General features: G+C 64.4%; 17 protein-coding genes and 1 pseudogene. 6 read left to right on the top strand and 12 right to left on the bottom strand.

Annotation, left to right across the window (positions count from 1 at the left end; all coding sequences use genetic code 11):
• On the bottom strand, positions 1 to 737 hold a 737-nt coding region (locus B3547_RS15340), incomplete at its 3' end, for an aminotransferase class III-fold pyridoxal phosphate-dependent enzyme (RefSeq protein WP_292964476.1).
• A 138-nt stretch (positions 738 to 875) separates the two neighbouring features.
• Between B3547_RS15340 and B3547_RS15335 the strand changes: the two genes are divergently transcribed.
• Positions 876 to 1,832 (top strand): LysR substrate-binding domain-containing protein, encoded by a 957-nt coding sequence (locus B3547_RS15335; RefSeq protein WP_292964471.1) that lies wholly within the window; start codon positions 876 to 878, stop codon positions 1,830 to 1,832.
• A gap of 57 nt (positions 1,833 to 1,889) precedes the next feature.
• On the opposite strand, the gene B3547_RS15330 is transcribed toward B3547_RS15335, so the two are convergent.
• Complete coding sequence (locus tag B3547_RS15330; protein ID WP_292964470.1) at positions 1,890 to 4,103, bottom strand: TonB-dependent receptor; 2,214 nt, start codon at positions 4,101 to 4,103, stop codon at positions 1,890 to 1,892.
• A 462-nt stretch (positions 4,104 to 4,565) separates the two neighbouring features.
• Here B3547_RS15330 and B3547_RS15325 point away from each other — a divergent pair, with 462 nt between their 5' ends.
• Positions 4,566 to 5,741 carry an LLM class flavin-dependent oxidoreductase gene (locus tag B3547_RS15325; RefSeq protein WP_292964469.1) on the top strand — a complete coding sequence of 392 codons (1,176 nt, stop codon included), beginning with the start codon at positions 4,566 to 4,568 and terminating at the stop codon, positions 5,739 to 5,741.
• 80 nt (positions 5,742 to 5,821) lie between these two features.
• Here the strand turns inward: B3547_RS15325 and B3547_RS15320 are convergent, their stop codons facing one another.
• From B3547_RS15320 to B3547_RS15310, 4 genes and pseudogenes are all read right to left on the bottom strand, one after another.
• A complete protein-coding gene (locus B3547_RS15320) occupies positions 5,822 to 6,313 on the bottom strand; it encodes a flavin reductase family protein (protein WP_292964468.1) in 492 nt (163 codons plus the stop codon).
• 40 nt (positions 6,314 to 6,353) lie between these two features.
• Positions 6,354 to 7,580: a CocE/NonD family hydrolase gene (locus tag B3547_RS15315; RefSeq protein ID WP_292964466.1), complete on the bottom strand. Its 1,227-nt coding sequence runs from the start codon at positions 7,578 to 7,580 to the stop codon at positions 6,354 to 6,356.
• 10 nt (positions 7,581 to 7,590) lie between these two features.
• Positions 7,591 to 7,857: pseudogene (locus B3547_RS22065) on the bottom strand (CocE/NonD family hydrolase); the annotation flags it as partial.
• A gap of 172 nt (positions 7,858 to 8,029) precedes the next feature.
• Positions 8,030 to 8,830: an amidohydrolase family protein gene (locus B3547_RS15310; RefSeq protein WP_292964464.1), complete on the bottom strand. Its 801-nt coding sequence runs from the start codon at positions 8,828 to 8,830 to the stop codon at positions 8,030 to 8,032.
• 440 nt (positions 8,831 to 9,270) lie between these two features.
• Between B3547_RS15310 and B3547_RS15305 the strand changes: the two genes are divergently transcribed.
• The 3 genes from B3547_RS15305 to B3547_RS15295 all read left to right on the top strand — a co-directional run bounded on the left by B3547_RS15305 (position 9,271) and on the right by B3547_RS15295 (position 11,570).
• Positions 9,271 to 9,774: a hypothetical protein gene (locus B3547_RS15305; RefSeq protein ID WP_292964462.1), complete on the top strand. Its 504-nt coding sequence runs from the start codon at positions 9,271 to 9,273 to the stop codon at positions 9,772 to 9,774.
• A gap of 67 nt (positions 9,775 to 9,841) precedes the next feature.
• Positions 9,842 to 10,846, top strand: a complete 1,005-nt coding sequence (locus B3547_RS15300) for a Rieske 2Fe-2S domain-containing protein (RefSeq protein WP_292964460.1) — start codon at positions 9,842 to 9,844, stop codon at positions 10,844 to 10,846.
• A complete protein-coding gene (locus tag B3547_RS15295; RefSeq protein ID WP_292964458.1) occupies positions 10,839 to 11,570 on the top strand; it encodes an SDR family oxidoreductase in 732 nt (243 codons plus the stop codon). The genes B3547_RS15300 and B3547_RS15295 overlap by 8 nt, the downstream gene beginning before the upstream one ends.
• 2 nt (positions 11,571 to 11,572) lie before the next feature.
• Here the strand turns inward: B3547_RS15295 and B3547_RS15290 are convergent, their stop codons facing one another.
• Both B3547_RS15290 and B3547_RS15285 read right to left on the bottom strand, forming a co-directional pair.
• On the bottom strand, positions 11,573 to 12,538 hold the full coding sequence (locus B3547_RS15290; protein ID WP_292964456.1) for an amidohydrolase family protein: 966 nt from the start codon (positions 12,536 to 12,538) through the stop codon (positions 11,573 to 11,575).
• A 23-nt stretch (positions 12,539 to 12,561) separates the two neighbouring features.
• Positions 12,562 to 13,902 (bottom strand): MFS transporter, encoded by a 1,341-nt coding sequence (locus B3547_RS15285; RefSeq protein ID WP_292964454.1) that lies wholly within the window; start codon positions 13,900 to 13,902, stop codon positions 12,562 to 12,564.
• Positions 13,903 to 14,045: 143 nt separating this feature from the next.
• On the opposite strand from B3547_RS15285, the gene B3547_RS15280 reads away from it, so the two are divergent.
• Positions 14,046 to 14,315 (top strand): hypothetical protein, encoded by a 270-nt coding sequence (locus B3547_RS15280; RefSeq protein ID WP_292964452.1) that lies wholly within the window; start codon positions 14,046 to 14,048, stop codon positions 14,313 to 14,315.
• Positions 14,316 to 14,414: 99 nt separating this feature from the next.
• Here the strand turns inward: B3547_RS15280 and B3547_RS15275 are convergent, their stop codons facing one another.
• Genes B3547_RS15275 through B3547_RS15260 form a run of 4 tightly spaced genes read right to left on the bottom strand, consistent with a single transcriptional unit; the run spans position 14,415 to position 19,000 of the window.
• Positions 14,415 to 15,686 (bottom strand): MFS transporter, encoded by a 1,272-nt coding sequence (locus B3547_RS15275; protein ID WP_125953443.1) that lies wholly within the window; start codon positions 15,684 to 15,686, stop codon positions 14,415 to 14,417.
• On the bottom strand, positions 15,683 to 16,729 hold the full coding sequence (locus B3547_RS15270; protein ID WP_292964450.1) for an amidohydrolase family protein: 1,047 nt from the start codon (positions 16,727 to 16,729) through the stop codon (positions 15,683 to 15,685). Before B3547_RS15270 ends, B3547_RS15275 begins: the two co-directional genes overlap by 4 nt.
• Positions 16,726 to 18,027: a fumarylacetoacetate hydrolase family protein gene (locus tag B3547_RS15265; protein ID WP_292964448.1), complete on the bottom strand. Its 1,302-nt coding sequence runs from the start codon at positions 18,025 to 18,027 to the stop codon at positions 16,726 to 16,728. The genes B3547_RS15270 and B3547_RS15265 overlap by 4 nt, the downstream gene beginning before the upstream one ends.
• Positions 18,017 to 19,000 carry an MBL fold metallo-hydrolase gene (locus B3547_RS15260; RefSeq protein WP_292964446.1) on the bottom strand — a complete coding sequence of 328 codons (984 nt, stop codon included), beginning with the start codon at positions 18,998 to 19,000 and terminating at the stop codon, positions 18,017 to 18,019. Before B3547_RS15260 ends, B3547_RS15265 begins: the two co-directional genes overlap by 11 nt.
• Positions 19,001 to 19,066: the final 66 nt, after the last annotated feature.

Below are 19,066 nucleotides of genomic sequence, written 5' to 3'. Positions count from 1 at the left end.
CGGGCAAAGCCGGTCTGCACTTCATCAGCGATGATCAGGATACCGTAGGTCTGGCGCAGCTTGTCCAGCGCCTCGAACAGGCCGGGATCGGCCATGTGAAAGCCGCCCTCGCCCTGCACCGGCTCGATGATGAACGCCGCGATGCGTTCCGGCTCGATGTCCGCCGCGAACAGGAAATCCAGCGCCTTGAGCGTCTGGTCCAGCGTGACGCCGCTCGATTCCGAGGGGAGCGGGATGTGGTAGATTTCGGCCGGGAACGGACCGAGACCCCGCTTGTAGGGATTGACCTTGCCGGTCATCGCCGAAGACAGCAGGGTGCGCCCGTGGAAACCGCCGGCAAAGGCGATGATGCCGGGACGGCCGGTGGCGGCGCGGGCGATCTTCACCGCGTTCTCGGTCGCTTCCGCGCCGGTGGTGAAGAAGATGGTCTTGGCTTCGCCTTCCACCGGCGCGATCGCGTTCAGCTTCTCGGCCAGCTCGATATAGGGCTCGTAAGCCATGACCTGAAACGCCGTGTGCGTGTAGGCATCGAGCTGTTCGGCAACGGCCGCCATCACGCGGGGATGTCGGTGCCCCACGTTGAGCACGGCGATGCCGCCCGCGAAATCGACGTAGCGCTTGCCTTCCACGTCCCAGATCTCGGCATTCTCGGCACGGGCCGCGAAGACCGGTGTCGCCGTGGCAACGCCACGCGGTACAGCGCGTTCGCGGCGTTCGAGAATGGACTGGTTCGTCATGAGGCAACTCCTGCTGTGCCGATGGGATACGCACGCGGAAAAGGGTGGCATGGATCGCGGTAGCCGCCGGCCTAGAGTGCTCCACCGGTCGGCGGAAGGCGCCTTGTATGGTCGGGGTGGTAACGTTAGGTTACCACCATGAGCACCGGAATCCTTCCGCCGTTTGCCGTGCTGCGCGCGTTCGACAGGGTCGGTCGCCTGGGTGGCATTCGCAAGGCGGCGCACTCCCTGCAGATTAGCCACGCCATCGTCAGCCGTCACATGGCCGCGCTGGAAACCTTCCTGGGCGTCACGCTGTACAATCGCCGGACGGGCGAGCTGACCGAAGCCGGGCGCCGGTATCACGCGCGAATCGCCGCCGCCATTTCCGACATGGAAGCGGCGACGAGCGCGGTGAAGGGAGCGCACGCGCGCCCGCTGACCATCTGGTGTTCCGCAGGCTTTTCATTGCACTGGCTGGCGCAACGCCTCCCGGACTTTCGCACCGGCGCGCGCGAACGCAGCGGACCGCTGGTCGATCTTCATTCCACCGACACGGAACCATCGTTCCGGCACGACGAAGCGGACGGCGACATCCGCTATCTGTTCGACGATGACGCCAAGACCTTGCCCGATGACATGCGCGCGGAGGAAATTGCCCGGCCCGTGGTGTTTCCTGTCGCCGCGCCGTCTTTCAGGATCGGCCGGCACGGCGCCCTGCGCCAGCGCGAGGACATTCTGGACCTGCCGATGATCCAGGAGCGGTCCGATGCGGAATGGGCCAACTGGCTTTCGCTACAAGGCCTTAGCCCCAAGGTAAGCCAGCCCGTCGCGCGGTACGGGCAGGCGCACCTGGCGCTCGTCGCGGCACGATCGGGGCAAGGCGTGGCGCTGGCCAACCATTACCTGGTTGCCGACGATCTGGCCAGCGGCCGACTGGTCATGCTGTCGCCCGATGACGGCCCCTGGGAGCCTGTCCGGCTGGGAGCCTACTATTTCCGGTGCAGCCGGCCACGCTGGAACGAGCCGCTTGTCGCCCGCTTCCGGCGATGGCTGCACAAGGCCGTGGCGCAAGACGAACAGGCGTGGTCCCTGCCGGACGACGCCGCAACCTGAAGTGGACGCCGTCGCAAGATCGGCGCCCACTCCTGGCGTGGCGGAATGCGCGCAGCCTTAGAAGCTGTACTTCAGCGATGCACCGAACGTGCGCGGCGGCCGGATATCGCCGCCGGCAAAGTTGGTGGAGCCATAGCGACGGGCATCGTTGTAAACGGCGCGGTTGGTGATGTTGCGCATCCAGGCCGTGACGGTAACCTGCCGGTCCGGCGAGCGGTACGTGAGCTGCGCGTTGAGAAGCGCGTAGGGCGACTGCGTGAGGAACGCCACCTTGGTGAGATCAAGCTTGTAGGATGAGCTGTACTGCGCATCGATATCGGTAGTGAAAGTAGCACCGCTCGACAGTTCGAATTCATGCGTCCATCCGCCGCGCAGCGTCCATTCGGGCGCGCGGGGAAGCGCCGCGCCGGCGCAGCTGTAGCCATAAAGGCTCACCGGACCGCGGCCGGGTGCGTTCACCGACCCGACCACGCCCAGCGAAGGACATTCCCGCGCCGGATCGCTGGCAAGCGATGTTGTGTAGGTGAACGACTTGAAGCGCGCGTTCAGGTATTCGACGTTGAAGGTGAAGGTATCGCTTCGCTGCGGCTGCCACACGACATCGACATTGCCGCCATAGATGCGGGCCGCGCCGACATTGCGGGTCACAAGCGCCGATACGCCGCGCGTGTCGAAATTGACGAACGTGAACTGGTAGTCCTGATAGTCCCAGTAAAAGCCTTCCAGATTGACCTGCAACTTGTTGTCGAGAAAGCGGTTGCGCACGCCCGCGACGTAGGATGTCAGGAATTCCGGCGCATAGTCATTGCCCGGGGCCGCGCCCGAGAAAACCCCGCCCGATTTGAAGCCGCGATCGACGCGGGCATAGGCCATGGAGCGTGGCGCGAGATCGAATTCCACGCCCCCGCGCCAGGTGACGGCGTTGTTCTTCACCTCGTTATCAGCCCGGCCCTGAAGGCAGAAGCGATAGGCGGGATCGAACAGCGCGATCGTCGGCGGACAGGTGGGAACGCTGGCGATGGTGGAAAAGGTCGTGGTCACCCCGAACAGGCCGCGCTTTTCATCGGTGTAGCGAATGCCCGCCAGCACGCGGAGGCGATCGGTGAGCGAAAGGCGCCCGTCGGCGAATACCGCGAGCGCCTTGGTTGGCGCGCGATAGGACGTGAAGATCGATGAGTTGCCCGCCAGGGCGCCCGCACGCGCGCCTTGGTCGATGCGGGAATCCGCATAGGTGACTTCGCGGAAATAGAACCCGCCGAGCACGATGTTGTAGTTCGACGTATTCCGCGCCAGCCGGACTTCGAGCGAGGTCTGATAGACCTTGTCCGCCTCGCGGAAATTGAGGTTGCCGGCCGGCGATGCGTAGAACGCGAAATCCTGCCAGCGATAGGCGGGAACCACGGTGAGGTCGGCAAAGCCCAGCTTGGCGTTCAGCTCCGCCGAAACGCCGACATAGGTGTTGTCCACGAAGCCATCGGTAGGAACGCGCGGCGATCCGGTAGCGATCTGGTATTGCCGAACCAGATCGCCGGAGGCCGCCATCCAGGGATCGGCGCCGGCCGGCGTGGGGAATACGACGCCCGATTGCCCCTTGCCGCCGGTGTGCGTGACATCGGCCTTCAACCCGAGGCTGACGGCGCTGCTCGGCTCCCACAACAACCGCAGACGGCCGGACCGCTGCGATTCATCGTCGTATCCATCCTGCAGATACCCATCGCGCTCCACCACGTTGAAGGCCACGCGACCAGCAAGCGTATCGGTGATGGGCACGTTGAGCGCGCCCTGCAGCTGGTAGAAATTGTAGTTGCCGACGTTGGCGCTGAGGTAGCCTTCGAATTTCTGCGTGGGCGCGTTGGTAATCACGTTGATCACCCCGGCCGAAGCGTTGCGCCCGTAAAGCGTCCCCTGCGGGCCTTTCAGCACCTCGATCCGCGCTACGTCGTAGAAGCTGCCGCCATACTGCGTGGAACGCGCCACATGCACGCCATCCACGTTGAAGGCGACCGCAGACTGCGCAAAGCCGTTCGCCGTGTTATCGCCAACGCCGCGCAGATAGATGCGCGCATAGGCGAACGAGCCGACTTGCAGGTTGGGTACCAGCCGGCTCAGGCCTTCCGGCTGCGTCACCCCGGCGGTGGCCAGTTGCTTTGCATCGACCACGGCAAGGGAAAGCGACGAATTCTGGATCGATTCCGTGCGGCGCTGTGCGGTGACGATGATGTCGGTAATCCCGGACTCCGGCTGCGCCTCCGGCGATTGCCCGTCAACCATATTTGTCTTCGTGGAAGAATCGCTGGTTTGCGCGACGGCGACGGGCGATGTCGCGATAACCAGTGCAAGAGCGGAAACGGTACAACCCAGGCGCATCTGCCTGCTCTCCCCATATTGAAGCCCACCCGATGGCGGCTCTTTTCGTGTTCGACGGAGCATACATGTACCAAAAATAAATTCAATAGAGAGGATAAATAAACTTCATATTCCATATTTCCATGGATTTTTGAGATATTCCTAACATGGGCTGGCGGGATAAAATCGTGGATTTTCCGACATCCGCGGCAGCGGCTTCAGCTTGTGCGGTCTCGCAGGTTTCGCCCCATCGCTCGTCCAACGCGCCGGGGGAAGCCGTTTGCCTCGTTGATGACCTGCCGGCGAGTCGACACGCATTTTTCTAATCAACTATAATTTATCTTGCCTCCTCCCCGCCGGTCGGATTATGGATCGAAGGCAACCGCGATGCAGACGCGCGGCAAAACAAACTTGTGGAGGCCTTGCTTGACTGAGTCCCGCCATGTGCGAACGGGAGTGTTCCTCCCCCCCCATCACGGCAACGACGAAGATGTCTCGCTGTGCATGCAGCGTGATTTCGAACTCGTGCAATGGCTCGAATACCTGGGCTTTTCGGAAGTCTGGATGGGCGAGCATCATTCGGGCGGGATGCAGATCTACGGATCGCCAGACCTGTTCATCGCCGCGGCGGCAGAACGCACCTCGCGCATCCGCATCGGCGCTGGCGTGATCTCCGTGCCTTATCACCATCCCTACATGATCGCCGATCGCATGATCCAGCTGGATCACCAGACGCGGGGGCGCGCGATGTTCGGTTTCGGCCCGGGGATGCTGGTGTCCGACGCGGCGATGCTGGGCATTGCGCCGGAGCAGCAGCGCGCGCGGCTGGTCGAGGGTGTGGATGTGATCCATCGTCTCGTCAGTGGCGAAGTCGTCACGCACGACAGCGAATGGTTCACGCTGCGCGATGCCAGCATGCAGCTTTCACCCTACAGCCACCCGCTGCCGGAAATGACCGTCGTCACCTCGCGCACGCCGGTCGGATCGCGGCTGGCCGGGCGTTACAACTTCGGCATCCTCACCCATGGCGGTGGCGACGTGAACGCCAGCTGGGCGCTGGCAGAGGAAACGGGCCGCGAATTTGGCAACCAGCTGAGCCGCGATAACCTGCGCGTCGTCGTATCGTTCCACCTCGCCGAAACGCGCGAAGAGGCCGCCAAGGCGGTGGAGTTCGGGCTTGAGCCCTGGATGCGCTATCTCGAAGCGCTCAATCCCGCGAGCTATGCCGATTCCCGCGCGAAGGCGGGGAACGACGCGGCCAAACTGATCGCGCTGCGCGGTGGCCTTGTCGGCACGCCGGATGACGCGGTCGAGTTTCTCGAGCGGATGTGGGAGCGCACCGGTCCCTTTGGTTGCCTGCTGATGACCGGCACCAACTGGATGAACTTCGAGGCGACAAAGCGCTCCTACGAACTGATGATGCGCTATGTGATGCCGCGCTTCAACAAGGCCAATCGCCAGCGCGAACGGTCGTTCGACTGGGTCTACGAAAACCGCGAAGCGTTCAGTGGCGCGAACATTGCCGCCATCAACAAGGCCGTTGCCAGCGCGGGAAGGCCATGACGGCCTGACACGTTCACAGCGATGAAAAGGGCGCCCGATCCCGCCGAGGATCGGGCGCCCTTTTTGGTGCGGCACGCCGTTCAGGCGACGCGGGTATAGCGCCCGTCGACATAGACCAGCGGATCGACATCGCCGTGCAGGCGCACGTCGGTGACGCGGCCAATTATCACGCTGTGCGTGCCGTATTCCATGCGATCCTCGTACACGCACACGAAGCTAGCTTGTGCATCCTCCAGCCACGGCGGGCCGTCTTCCTCTCCGGTCCACGCGCCCGACGCGAAGCGTGCCTCGCCTTTCTCGCGTCCGCTGCAGAGCGCCGAAAGCGCTTCCTGACCGGCGTGCAGGATGTTCACGCAGAACGGTGCCCCCGCCGCCAGCGGCCCGTGCAGGCTCGCTCCCCGGTTCACACAGAGCAGCAACGACGGCGGGTCCATGCTGAGTTCGCTTACCGCCGTCGCAGCCATCGCGTGCCGCTGCCCTTCGTGCCGCGTCGTGATGACGACCACCGCCTTCGCCAGCCGCCGCAAACCGGCCCGCAAATCGTCCGCCACGTCCTTAACCTCGCTCATCATGCACCCTTTCCTGCTTGGCACGCGGCGCCACGTCCATCGCTTACTTGTCCACTCGCGGTATCAGAATGTATGACGCGCGATCGCCGCCAGTATGAATGCGATGCGTGCCCCGGTTCACGGTATCTTCGTGGCGCATGTACAGCATCGGCTTGGGGTGATCGTAGATGTCGCGCCCTTTCACGATCAGCCGCAAGGTATCGCCCGGCCGGAAGCGCGTGCCGGAAGGCAGGATCTCGATATCCACTTCGGCGATCTCGCCCGGCGCAAGCTTTTCGTCGCGATCGTTGGACAGCACCGGCTGATGCGCGGTGGACCGCACCGGATCGAGCGCGCGGCGTGATACGCGCTGCCATCCCAGAGCGACCGGTCCGTCCTCGAACACTGCCCAGTGCGCGAAGCCTTCCTTGCCGCCGTCCGGGCGCAGCTTTTCCACCGCAACATGCAGATCAAGGTCATCGCCCTCGTCGGTCGAAACCCACAGCTTCAGCTTCATGTGTCCCACGAGGTCGAGATCCTCGGTGACCGGGAAATCGAACACTGCGCACCCTTGCTGGTCCAGCGGATCATAGCAGACCTCGGAGCCTGCCGCGGGCGGCAACGCGCCAAGGCCGTCGCTTTCCCCGTCCAGATATAGCCGCTCGTACCGCGTGCCTTCCACCGGCCACGCCGTGGCGGCGCGGATCGTCGCCTCGCCATAACGATCGCGCACATGCAAGCGCACGGGCGGCCAGTCGACCAGGTCTGTCTCCTCCCCTTTCAGGAAGTGATCGAAAAAGGCTGCCTGCCGCGCGATCGAATCCGGCTCGTAATAATAAGCCCACTTCTTCCCGCCGTGGATTTCCAGCCATCGGCGCGGGGAGGACAAGCCTTTGAAGCCTTCCAGCGTGCCACGCGTGTGCACGCCGTGATCGGACCAGCTGGCCACGACATAGGCCGGAACGTCGATCGCGCTGAAATCGGCGACCTTCGATCGCCAGTATGCGTCGAAATAGGGGTGCTCCACGGTTTGCGCCCACAGATCCTCGACCTGCCGGTCGGACGCACCCCAGCGCACGTGGATGTAGGGCCAGAAGCTTGTTTCCGGAATGCCGCCGTGCCGGACGATCTCGTTGTAGGTGTCCGACCACCCTTCCCACACGTTGATCGCCGCCAGGTGCGGCGGCTTCAGCGCGGCCACTTTCCACTGGCACGACGAAAGATAGGACACTCCCGAAAGGCCCACCTTGCCATTGGACCANNGAAAAATAGCTGGCTTCGGTTTCGGCAAACCATGTGCCGGGCACGTCGGCGGTGATCACGGCATAGCCGCGCGCCGTCCAGTAGACCGGATCGGGCGCCTCGAAAATCGTGAAGTCCGACATCCAGCCTTCCTGCACGCCAGAGGCCGGGAAGATCGTCGCCAACGGGGCGGGATCGTGCTTGCCATAAGGAGTCCACGCCACCAGAACCGGCAGTTCGCCGCGTTCGCCTTCCGGGCGAAAGAGATCGATCCATATATCGAACCCGAACCGCGTGGGCACGCGCACGTCGCGTTCCACGATCATGCCATTCACGACGCTGCGTTCGTAACGACGCGGCCGCGCGCCCCGAAAATCAGGCGAATTCAGCGGCGCCCGCAGCCTCTCACGATATCCCGTCTCCATGCGCGAACCCTTCTTCCTAGCCGCCGCACGCATGGCTTATCCGACAGTGATTTTTATTTCAAACCAATTATAATTATTGATCTCCGAAATAGAAACGTCCGGCCGTGCGATGGATCGCATCACGCACGGCTGGATCGGGCACCAGCGTTTCGAAGCGAGAGATCGCCCGGCCATAGGTCATGCCTGCCTCGAACGCCACGAAGGGCCAGTCGCTTCCCCAGAACAGCCGGTCGGTGCCGGCGTGGCGAAGCAGGGCATCGGTCAGTTGCCGGACAAGCGCGTCGGAGCCGATACGGAAATCGGCGGAGAGCTTGACCCAGCAGCGCCCGCGCTCGACCGCGCCCAACACGGCCTGGAAGCCGGTGCAATTCACGCCCAGCGCCGCGTCAGGGCGGCCGAAGTGATCGATTACCAGTGGCACGCCGCTCCGTTCGATCGCGGCGATGGCGGCGGGCAGGCGATCCCCCCGGTCGTGCAATTGCACATGCCAGCCCCCGTTTGCCAGGCGGCGCAGAAAGCGCTGCCACACCGGATCGGCAAGGTCGGGCGGCGACGGCGTGCTACGCCATTGAAGGCGTACACCAACCGCCCCGGCCGACGCCATCTCGCGCAGCGCATAATCGTCCGTCGCGGGATCCACGATAACCGTGGTGCGCAGATTCGGATGCGTCGCCGTGGCCTTCAGCGCATAATCGTTGTTGTCTTCGAACAGGCTGGCCGCCGCCAACACCGCACGGTCGATGCCGGCTGCGCGCAGGTTGTCGAGATAAAGCTCGATCGGAGCTTCCCCCGCGGGCCGATGCCAGGCGTCCGGGGAGAGTGGCATCCCGGCGTGAAAGATATGCGCGTGGGTATCTACGCCGGCCACACTCATAAAGGCTTTTCTCCATCAAATTATATGCACCGATAATTGTTGTTCGGGAATCCGCAAGATGTTGTCGCTGGCGAAACCGCGCGGTAGTGCTTGCGATCGGTCCGGCATCGCGACACCGCGCGACAGGGCCGTCATGCGGCGTATCGGCCCCTGCGTTTTGGCGATCGAGGATTTGGCGAGTGGACAAGCAAGACGTACCAACGCGGGGGAAAAAGAAGGCCGGAGCCCCGCGCAAGAAGGCCGAGCGGACCGCCGGGAAAGTGACCCGGGCGATCGGGCGCCCCACCGGCAAGCGACGGATCGGCAAGGAGCTGCTGATTGAACAGACCGCCGAACTATTGCGGACCCTGCCGCCGGAAAAGCTTTCGCTTTCGGTCGCCGCGCGCCACGCCCGCGTTCACCTTACGCTGTTCAAATACTATTTCCAGGACCGCACGCGCTTGCTGGTCGACGTGGCCCGAATGCTGTCGAAGGAGTTTGGCGACAGCGTGGCCGCGGTGGAAAGCGATGCCACGTCCGCGCCGGACCGTCTGGCCATCCGCATCGATGCGATGGTCGATTTCCTGATGGCCAACCCCTTCTACCATCGGCTGATGGTGGAAATCATCGGCGATGAAACCGATCCCCTGGCGGCCGAGCTCATCAATGTCTGGATGTCGAAAACGCTGGAAATCTATCGCTCGATCATCGCCGCCGGCGTGGCGGAAGGAACGCTGCGGCCGGTCGATCCCTATTTCACCTTCCTCGCCATCATGGGGCTTTGCGAAAAATACCTGCAGGCATCCAAGCTTTTTGACCGCGATGGAGTGGAGTGGGACGAGAGTTCCGCCGATACCGCCGCGCGCTACAAGGGCTTCGTGCGAAGCCTGATCCTGGAAGGCCTTGGCGCCGTGCCAGCGGCCGCACCGCCGAACAGGAAGCAATTATCAGGGAATAAATTATAGCTCACTATAAAATATATTCCAGAGCACGGGCCGATCTGCTACTTCCCCGCCATCAAGGGAGAAACAGATGTCCGATTCTACGACCCAGCAAGCCGCCCCCATCCTGCCGCCCCCGCCTTTCGCGGGGCAGGAATACGGCAAGGAGCCAGATGGCACCTATCTGAAGAACTGGAACCCGCTGATGCTGGCGGAAGAACTGCCTGCCGGCGAAATCGTCGGGCGCGATTTCCTCGGCACGCGGGTCATCGTCTATCGCGATGCCGAAGGCCGGCCGGTGGTGCAAAGCGCCTACTGCCCGCACGTGGGGGCGGATCTTGCGCAAGGCTGCCTCGTCGATGGCGCGGTGCGCTGCGCCTACCACCACTGGAAGTTCGGCCCCAACGGCGATTGCGTGGACATTCCGGGCGAAACCCACATCCCGCGCGCCGTGCGCATCTTTTCCTATCCGGCGGCGGAACGCTGGGGGATGATCTGGGCCTTCAACGGTGAAACGCCCCTGTTCGACCTGCCGGAATTGCCCAACGTCTCGGAAGACGAGGTTGTTTTCCGTGCATTCCATCGCGGCTTGCGGCCGATCGAGGGCTGGATCGGATCGTCCAACCTCGTCGATTTCCAGCACCTTCAGACCGTCCACGGCATCAACAACCCCAATCCCACCAAGGTGGATTTCGGGGACTACGTGATCGTCGTGCGGCAGGAATCCGAAGCGCGCATCGCCGATACGCAGCTTTTCGGCGGCACTTGGCTTACTGCCCACATGCAGCTTTCCGACGGCACCGAACGGTTCTTCATGGCTGGCAGTTCCCAGGTCGCCCCTGGCTGGTCCGACGCCTATTTCCTCGTGGCCATGCGCAAGTCGCAGGCGGATGAACTGGGGCCGGAAGCCGCAGCCGCGGAATTGCAGAGCCGGATTGACTACATGCACAAGCTTTATGCCGAGGACGAGCCGATCCTGTTCGCGCTGCGCTTCCGGGGATACGGCAAGAGCACGCTGATCCGCAGCGACAAATATTTCGGCCAGTTCCTGCAATACATCGGCCGCTATCCCCGCTCGGCACCGTTCGATGTCTGACACCGGCAGCAAGATCGCGCTGGTTACCGGGGGCAACAAGGGCATCGGGTTCGAGATCGCCCGAGGGCTCGCGCGGCACGGAGTGATTGTAGTGCTGGGCGCGCGCAATCCTGTGGCGGGCGAAGCAGCAGCAACCGCGCTGCGGGACGAAGGGCTGGAAGTTCACTTCCAGCCCCTGGAGGTTACCGATGCCGACAGCATCGCCGCCGCGGCGGAGCGTCTCTCCAGCGAATGGGGCCGGCTTGATGTCCTGGTGAACAACGCCGCCGTCTCGCTGGAAAAGGGGGTTCCACCCAGCCTGTCGGATCTGGGCCTGATGCGCCAGACCTATGAAACCAACGTGTTCGGCGTCGTGGCGGTGACGCAGGCGATGCTTCCCCTGCTGCGCGCCAGCAAGGCGGGCCGCATCGTCAACATGTCGACGGGCCTTGCCTCGCTTTCGTTGTCCAGCGGCCGCGAGGCGCCGTTCTCGTTCAGCCGGTTATTGGCCTACAACACGTCGAAGACAGCCGTGAACGCGGTTACCGTGCAGTTCGCGAACGAGTTGCTCGACACGCCTATCAAGGTGAATGCGGCTAACCCCGGCCTGTGCGCGACCGATCTTTCCAACAGCAACGGCCGCCCGCCCAGCGAGGGCGCGGCGGTAGCGATCGGGCTGGCACTTCTCGATGAAGACGGCCCGACCGGCGGTCTCTATGGCGATAGCGGTAAGGTTCCCTGGTAGAATTAGGCGCGCCGCCGGAAGGTGGCGCGCCCCGTATCGTGCAGTACCGCCCGGCGATCCGCCGCCGATAGCAGCGCGCAGGAATCGCGCGCATCCTTGGCGATCCCGCCATAAGGCCGCGTGGTGTTGCCGAAGTCCGATCCCCACATGATGCGCGAGCCGCCGTAAAGGCGAACGGCGTCGCGCAGGCAATACGCGGGGTCGATCCCCGCGGCAGTCAGCGCGTCTATATCCATCGTGGTCCACTTGAAGCGGACGTTGCTGCGCGCCGCGAGCGTCGCGTGCTCGGCCAGGAGACCGGCGGAATTGGGGCCGCCCGTCCATCCCAGATGTTCGAACAGGATCGTGCAGCCCGGATAGCGGTCCGCCAGGCCCGCGATCGCCGCGAAGGCGTTGCCGGTGACCTTGGGCGGCAGATACGTCACCCCCACGGGCAGCCCCAGACGTTCCGCCAGCGCCCATATTGCCCGGGTCGGTTCGGAATCGAGCCAGGGGTAGTGGCCGCTGGCGTCGGCCAACCCCGTGACACGCAGCGCATCGACGTGATGGTCGCGCACTTTGGCTTCGATATCGGCGGCGGCGGCGGGATTGCGCGCATCGACGATGATCTCCGTCGCGATCCGGTCGCGGTGGGCGTCCGCCACATGCAGGACGTACCTGTTGTCGGTCTTGTAGGCCCCGCTGTATTGCACGCCCACGCCGCCCACGACACCCGCCGCTTGCCATAGCGGAAACACCGTTTCCGGGGTGGCCGGCGCGTGCATGATCCGGGCGCGCAGCACCTCCTCCGGCTCGCGCGCGAAACGCGGATCGATCGGATAGGCGGCGATATCGCTTGAAAAGAAATGGATGTGCGCGTCGAACAGCGGGTCCGTTGCCGACACCCGTGGCTCGGCGCGGGCCGATAGCCGCGTCGCGCCCGCCAGCACCAATCCTCCCGCACCGGCCAACAACGATCTTCTTTGCATGTTTGTCACCAGTCCACTGTCCATCAATCGCGCGTGTCAGGAATCCCATCCGACCGCAGAGTGTGAAAAACCATCATGGCGATAGCCGCCAGCAGCAGTGGCGATGCCACCGCGGGATAGATGCGCCACGAACCCCAGCCTGCCGCCAGCATCGCGCCGCCCAGCCCCGGTCCTATCATCGATGTCACGCGCCCGATGCCACCAGCCCAGCCGATAGCCGTGGAGCGGATCGAACTGGGATAGCTTGACGCCACGAGCGAGTTCAGACCGGCCTGAGCACTGATCACCAGCAAACCGAACGCCCCACCAAACACCCAGCCAAGCTGGGGCCTTTCCCGCACCATGCCGGTCAGGCTCATCACGATGAAGGCGATGAACAGCGTCAGCATCAGCGACCTTGCCATCCCCATGCGCTTCATCATCGCGGTCAGCAGCACCGGCCCGGCGATCGCGCCGAACGCGGACATGGCTGACATCCGTGTGGCCGTGCTGGTGTCCAACCCGCCAAGCACGTGAAGATAGCTGGGCAGCCATGCCGACAGCGTTGCCGTCACGCACAGCGCAGCCCCCATCGCCAGCCACAGCATCAGTGTCATCAACGCGCGGCCTTCACGGAACAGCCCCGCCAGCGGGATGCCGGTCGTGCTGGCCTCCGCCGTAACGAAACGGGCGCCGGGCGCGTATTCGAACGTGTTGTCGATCCGCCGCAAGATGCGACCGATACGCGGATCGCAGGGATCGCGCACGATCAGGAAACGGCAGGATTCGGGCAGGTAGAGGTAGAGGAAGGGAACGAACGCCAGCAGCAGCCCACCGCCGGCCCAGAACGCCGCTTGCCAGGAATGATAGGCCACCAGTGTCGGGCCTATCAGCCCGGCGATGGATGCGCCAAGCCCATGCGCGATGAACAGCCAGGTCAACAGGCGCCCACGCCTTACCGTGGGCATGAATTCGGCAACAAGCGCCACGATGTTGGGCATCGTTCCGCCCAGCGACGCGAACGCCAGAAAGCGCACGATGGCGAATTGCTGCAAATCGACCGCCACCGTCGATACCAGCGTCAACACGCCGAACAGCGCCGAACCGGCGATAATCAAGCCGCGGCGGCCTATCCGGTCGGCCAGCATGGGGATGGTGTAGAACCCCAGCGCCATACCGGCAGCTTGCGCGGTGAATACGAAGGCCATCGCCGGAATCGGGATGGCCAGCCCCTTGGCAATGACCGCGGCCAGATTGGCGACCACGTAGGCATCGTAGCCTTCCAACGCCATCAGCACGCCGCAGGCGATATAAAGCATCCAGCGATAGGCACCCATCCTCGGACGTTCGAGAACCGGATCGATCGATCGTTGCGCTGCGTCCAAACCGCCTCTCCCGCTGGCGACCGGCTGTCTTGCGGATCTGCCGACGGGACGCCTAGCATGCGCCCCCAAGGGCATCAATAATATTCTACTCGTATTTAATTAATGGGTGAACGCCGCGATCGGGCATCGCGGATAATGGCGTTGTGGGCGACAGGCCGGCGCTGCCCGATGGCGATTGCATCGCACTCGATTTGCCGCATTCGGCGGGCGCCGTCGCTGCCACATTCGACAACGCGGGCGTCGAAGCGCTGGTGCGCTGGGCTCAGGCCGGCGATCCCGAGTATAGCTATGCTGCCTTCAGCGAAAAGGTGAAAGACAAAGGCTGCGCCGGCTATATCGTTTCGTTCCTGGTGCGCCGCGTCGTCTACTACGGTAGCACCGCTGAAACCCATGTCGAGATGTTCCCGCAATGAACCTCACGGTTTCATAAACAGCGGAATCGTACGCAGGAGGCGATGACGGGAAGTCCAGCTTCCGCCTTGCCCCAGGCAGGCCGATATTCGGACTGTCGCTCAGATCCTGACGTCGCCCGTTCTCAGCACGGACGCGATGATCCACCCGGCGATGATCGGGGAAACCAGCATCGCGGCCAGTCCGTAGCGGAGTGCCTGCGCGCCGTGTTCGGCCTGCCACCCATCGCTGATCGCGCCGACAACAGCCGGACCGAGTGCTCCCCCGACGAGGCCCATCAGGATGATCACGACGGTCGCGGTGATCCCGCGCTCGCGCGGCCCGACCAGCCCGATCGCGTAGTTCATGATCGGCGGAATGGCCGCGCTGAGCAGCAGGTTCATGACGCCGGCGCACACCAGGGCAAGCTGGATTTCCCGCACGAAGACGAAGCCCGCCATGAACGGCAGGGAGAGCAGGACCGCCACCAACGAAACCCGCAGCATGGCATTGCGCCGCCCGGTGCGGCGTACCACGCCGTCGGCGAGAAAACCTGACGCGACGGTCCCGACAATGCCGCCAAGCCCGACCGGTGGACCGATCAAAATCCCCACCTGCCCCAGTTCGATCCCGTGCAGCCGGATCAGGAACGCCGGCCCCCATGCTCCCAGCACCGACCCCATCATGGCGGTGAAGCCAAGGCCCACCGACAGGTACAATACCTCCCTTATGCGCAGCACCGCGCGAAAGCCGGTCACGAGATCGGTCCAGTAGGCCACGGGGGACTCGTCGTCGGCGCGAGCGCGGGCGGGTTCCCGCACGGTAAGGGCCAGAAGCGCGGCCACCGCCAGACCCGCTCCGCCGCACACGATGAACATGCTGCGCCACCCCATCAAGGCGGCAAGAACCCCGGCCAGTATCGTACCACCGACGATTCCGACGAAATTGCTCGACTGGTAGATCGATACGGCTCGGCCGCGCGTTTCGGTCCGGAAAAGATCGGGAATCATCGACATGGCCACGGGAAAAGCCGTGGCCTCGCCAATGCCGACGAGAATCCGGGCCAACGACAGGGATAGGTAGCTGTGGGCAAGTCCGGTCCAGGCTGTCGCCAACGACCACAGCGCGATGCCCGCCGCCAGAATCCTGACGCGGTTGCCCCGGTCCACGTGCCTGGCGATGAACACGCCCCCGAGCAGGCTGAACAGCACGAAGAACAGACCACTGGCCAGCGCCAGCTGCGTATCGCTCAACCGCAGGTCCGTGCGGATCGGTTCGGCCACCACGCCGAACAGCATCCTGTCGCCCTGGTTGAGAACGTTCGTCAGGAAAAGGACGGCGAGCGCCCAGTACGACGACAAGGCCTGCCGCGGCGCCCCCTCGGTCGGCGTCATGCCGGCGCCAGGCCCAGCAGACCGGCGGCGTTGAGGCCAAGGATGCGTGCCTTGTCCTCCTCCGCCAACCGCGCGTGGAAACCGACGGGATCGGGCTCCGCCATGTCAAAGGGGTAATCGGTACCCAGGCACAGCCGATCCGCGCCATGCGTGCGGACCAGGCTGTCGAGCTGGTCCTGATCGAACACCAGCGTATCGAGCCAGAGCTTGCGCAGATAGCTTGAGGGCGCGTGCTGGCAGTGCTCGCTGCAATCCCCCCTCGCCCGCCAGCCATGGTCCATGCGGCCCCAATAGCCCGGCAGATAGCCGCCGCCGTGCGCCACGCAGATTTTCAGCCCCGGATGCCGGTCCAGCGTGCCGCTGAAGATCAGGTGCCCGATCGCCAGGGTGGATTCCAGCGGATTGCCGATCAGATTGTTGAAGTAATATTCGCTCATCCGCTGCCCCTGCGTGAAGCCCAGGGGGTGCAGGAAGATCAGCACGCCCAGCTCCTCGGCGGCCGCCCAGAACGGGCGCAGGCGTTCGGCATGGAGGTCTTCGCCGTTGACGTTCGAGCTGATCTCGATGCCGCGCAGATCAAGCTCGGCCACGCAGCGGCGCATTTCCGCGATGGCCAGTTCCGCGTTCTGCAGCGGAACCGTGCCCATGCCCACGAACCGGTCGGGCTGGCTGGCGACCGCCGCAGCCATCCCGTCGTTCACCGCCCGCGCGGCATCCCGGCCGGTCTCGGCGTCAGCGTAGTAAAAATACTGCCCTGGGCTGGGCGACAGCGCCTGCACATCGATGCCCAGCCGGTCCATGTCGGCAAGGCGCGTATCGAGCGTGTTGAGCGTGCGGCCCATCGCGCCGAACATCGCTCGGTTGACCTCGCTGGTCTTGGCGCTGGTGAAATCGTTGATGCCCGGCGGCGGCCCCGGATAGTGCGCCTGCACGATGGCATCGGCCGCCGGAATGCCGAGGTGGCAATGGATGTCGACAACCAGATGCTGGCCGCGTGCGCGGACCGGGATCGGCGCACGATCGCCGCAGGTGAACAGGCTCATGCAAGGCTCCGCGCAGGTTGGATGGCCCCGGCGCATTCGCCGAAGCCGATCGGAACGAAGCCATCGCGCGTGGCGCGGCCGCGTATGGTCAGGATGTCGCCGTCTTCCAGCATCGTGCGCGTGCTGCCATCGGAGAGCGTGATCGGCACGCCGCTGCCCAGCGTGATCTCGGCAAGGCAGGCCCGGCTTTCGTCCTCAGGCCCGGAAACCGTCCCGGTGGCGATAAGATCGCCGGTGTCGATCGGCGTGCCGTTGGAGGTCTGGTGGGCAACCATCTGCGCCAGCGTCCAGTACAGGTCGCGGGTGTCGGTGCGCACGATCCGCTGGGGGGAAAGGCCGGGCGCGGCAAGCTCTGCCGTCAGCTCGATCGCCAGCCCTCCCCCGGCAATGTCGGCGGGATCGCGAAGATGCCCGGCAAGCGCAGGCTCGCCTTCGCCACGACCACGCGCCGCAACGCGAAATGGCGCCAGCGCTTCCATCGTGACGATCCACGGGCTGACCGTGGTCAGGAACGACTTGCCCAGATAGGGTCCGAGAATGGATTCGAAGAACTGGATGGCCCGCGCCGACCAGTCGTTGACAAGGCAGCATCCGAACAGGGCCTGCTCGGCTTCCGCCATGGTCAGCGGCTGGCCCTGAGGGTTTCCGCCCCGCAGCCAGGCGCCGAACTCCAGTTCGAAATCGAGCATCGGTTCCGCGCCGAAGCGCACTTTGCCGCTGCCGGGCGCGGTTTCGAACTGTCCCAGCGGCCGCTGCACCGGCGTTCCGCTGACCGCCACCGAGCTCGCCCGGCCATTGTAGGCGACGGGCAGCGACAGCGCGGCAAGTCCGGGCGTTTTCCGGCCCATCCGCGCGATGTGATCGTAAGACGTGCAGAAGTCGGTGAACGCCGGCGGACGGACCGGCAGGCGCAGCGTCACGTCCGACAACGGCACGAGCATTGGCTCCAGCACCGATCGGTCGGCTCCGCCACCGTCGCGGAACAGCTGCGAAAGCTCCGCGCGCAAGGCGCTTACGTCGGCCGGCGCACAGGCCAGCAACGGCGCCAGCGTTTCCCCGCTGGCCGCCTTCGCGGCCGCAAGCGCCCCGTCGCCCCGGAGCAATCCGCTGTCAGCCAGCGCCGCCAGATCGATCACGCAATCGCCAAGCGCCACCCCGCCCCGCACCCGGCCGCCGTGCTCGAACAGCCCGAACGGCAGGTTCTGGATGGGGAAATCCGTTTCAGGCAGGTTGGCCGAAGCGAGCCACGAACGCGCGGCGGGATCGTGCGTGGCGTTGAGCGGCGCATCAATGGTCATGGCCACACCCTTCGTGCCCAGCCAGTTCGCGGGCATAGCGGCCCATTTCCCCGAACAGGTCGGCCCCGTCCTCCGGCGCGAGCGGCGCCCCCCACTGCCGGTACAGCGCGAAAACGTTGGCCACGATGCGCTCCGGATCGGTCCAGCCGCGATACTCGGCCATGTTGATGTCGCGCCCGGCCTCCTTCCAGCCCATCCCGGCTTCGAACCGCCGGCGCGCCTCGTCCCGGACATAGCGGAAGTAGTCCCGCAGGTTGGCGACCGCCACGGTGTCCGTGATCGGGCCGTGGCCGGGCACAACCACTTCGGGATCGAGCGCGACGATGTGTTCGCAGGCGGCGATCCAGTTTTCGATCGGGCCGTCCCACATGATCGGATGCCCTTCGTTGAACAGCAGATCCCCGGTGAAGACCACGCGCTGCTGCGGCAGCCAGGCGATCGTGTCGGAGGCGGTATGCGCCGGGCCAAGGTCGATCAGCTCGACCGCGGTATCGCCGACGCTCAGCTGCAACGACTTTTCGAAGGTACGGTTGGGCATGGCGACGGAATCAAGGTCGCTCCAGTCGAACTTGCGGCCCATGGTTTCGTAAAGAAAGGCCCCGGCATCGCCCATCGCCTGCCAGTTATCGGCCAGGCTGGCGAATCGGACCGGATCGAACCCGCCCATCTCGCGCGCGGTTTCGACCGTCGCGATGATCTCGGCCCCTTCGACAAGTCCGTTGCCCACGAAATGATCGGGGTTCGCGTGCGTGTTCACCAGACGATCGATATGATCGCCACCGTCGACGCGCGCAAAGTCCGCCAGCATCGTCCTGGTCAGGCTCCGGCTCATCAGCGTATCGACCAGCAGGGTTTCTCCCCGCGATACGATCAGCCCGGCGTTCGACCATCCCCATGTGCCGTCGGGCTGGACATAGCCGTAAACGCCGTTGCCGATATCATGGACGCCCTGCGTGAAGGCCCAATTCGCCATTCCCGTCTCCTTCTCCCGCCTCAACCCTAACGCTTTTATTCCTGTTCTCAAGAATTAAGTCGCGCG

It is taken from the genome of Novosphingobium sp. UBA1939 (assembly GCF_002336885.1).
In the GTDB taxonomy this organism is placed as follows: domain Bacteria; phylum Pseudomonadota; class Alphaproteobacteria; order Sphingomonadales; family Sphingomonadaceae; genus Novosphingobium.
This window is presented reverse-complemented; position numbering and strand designations above follow the sequence as displayed.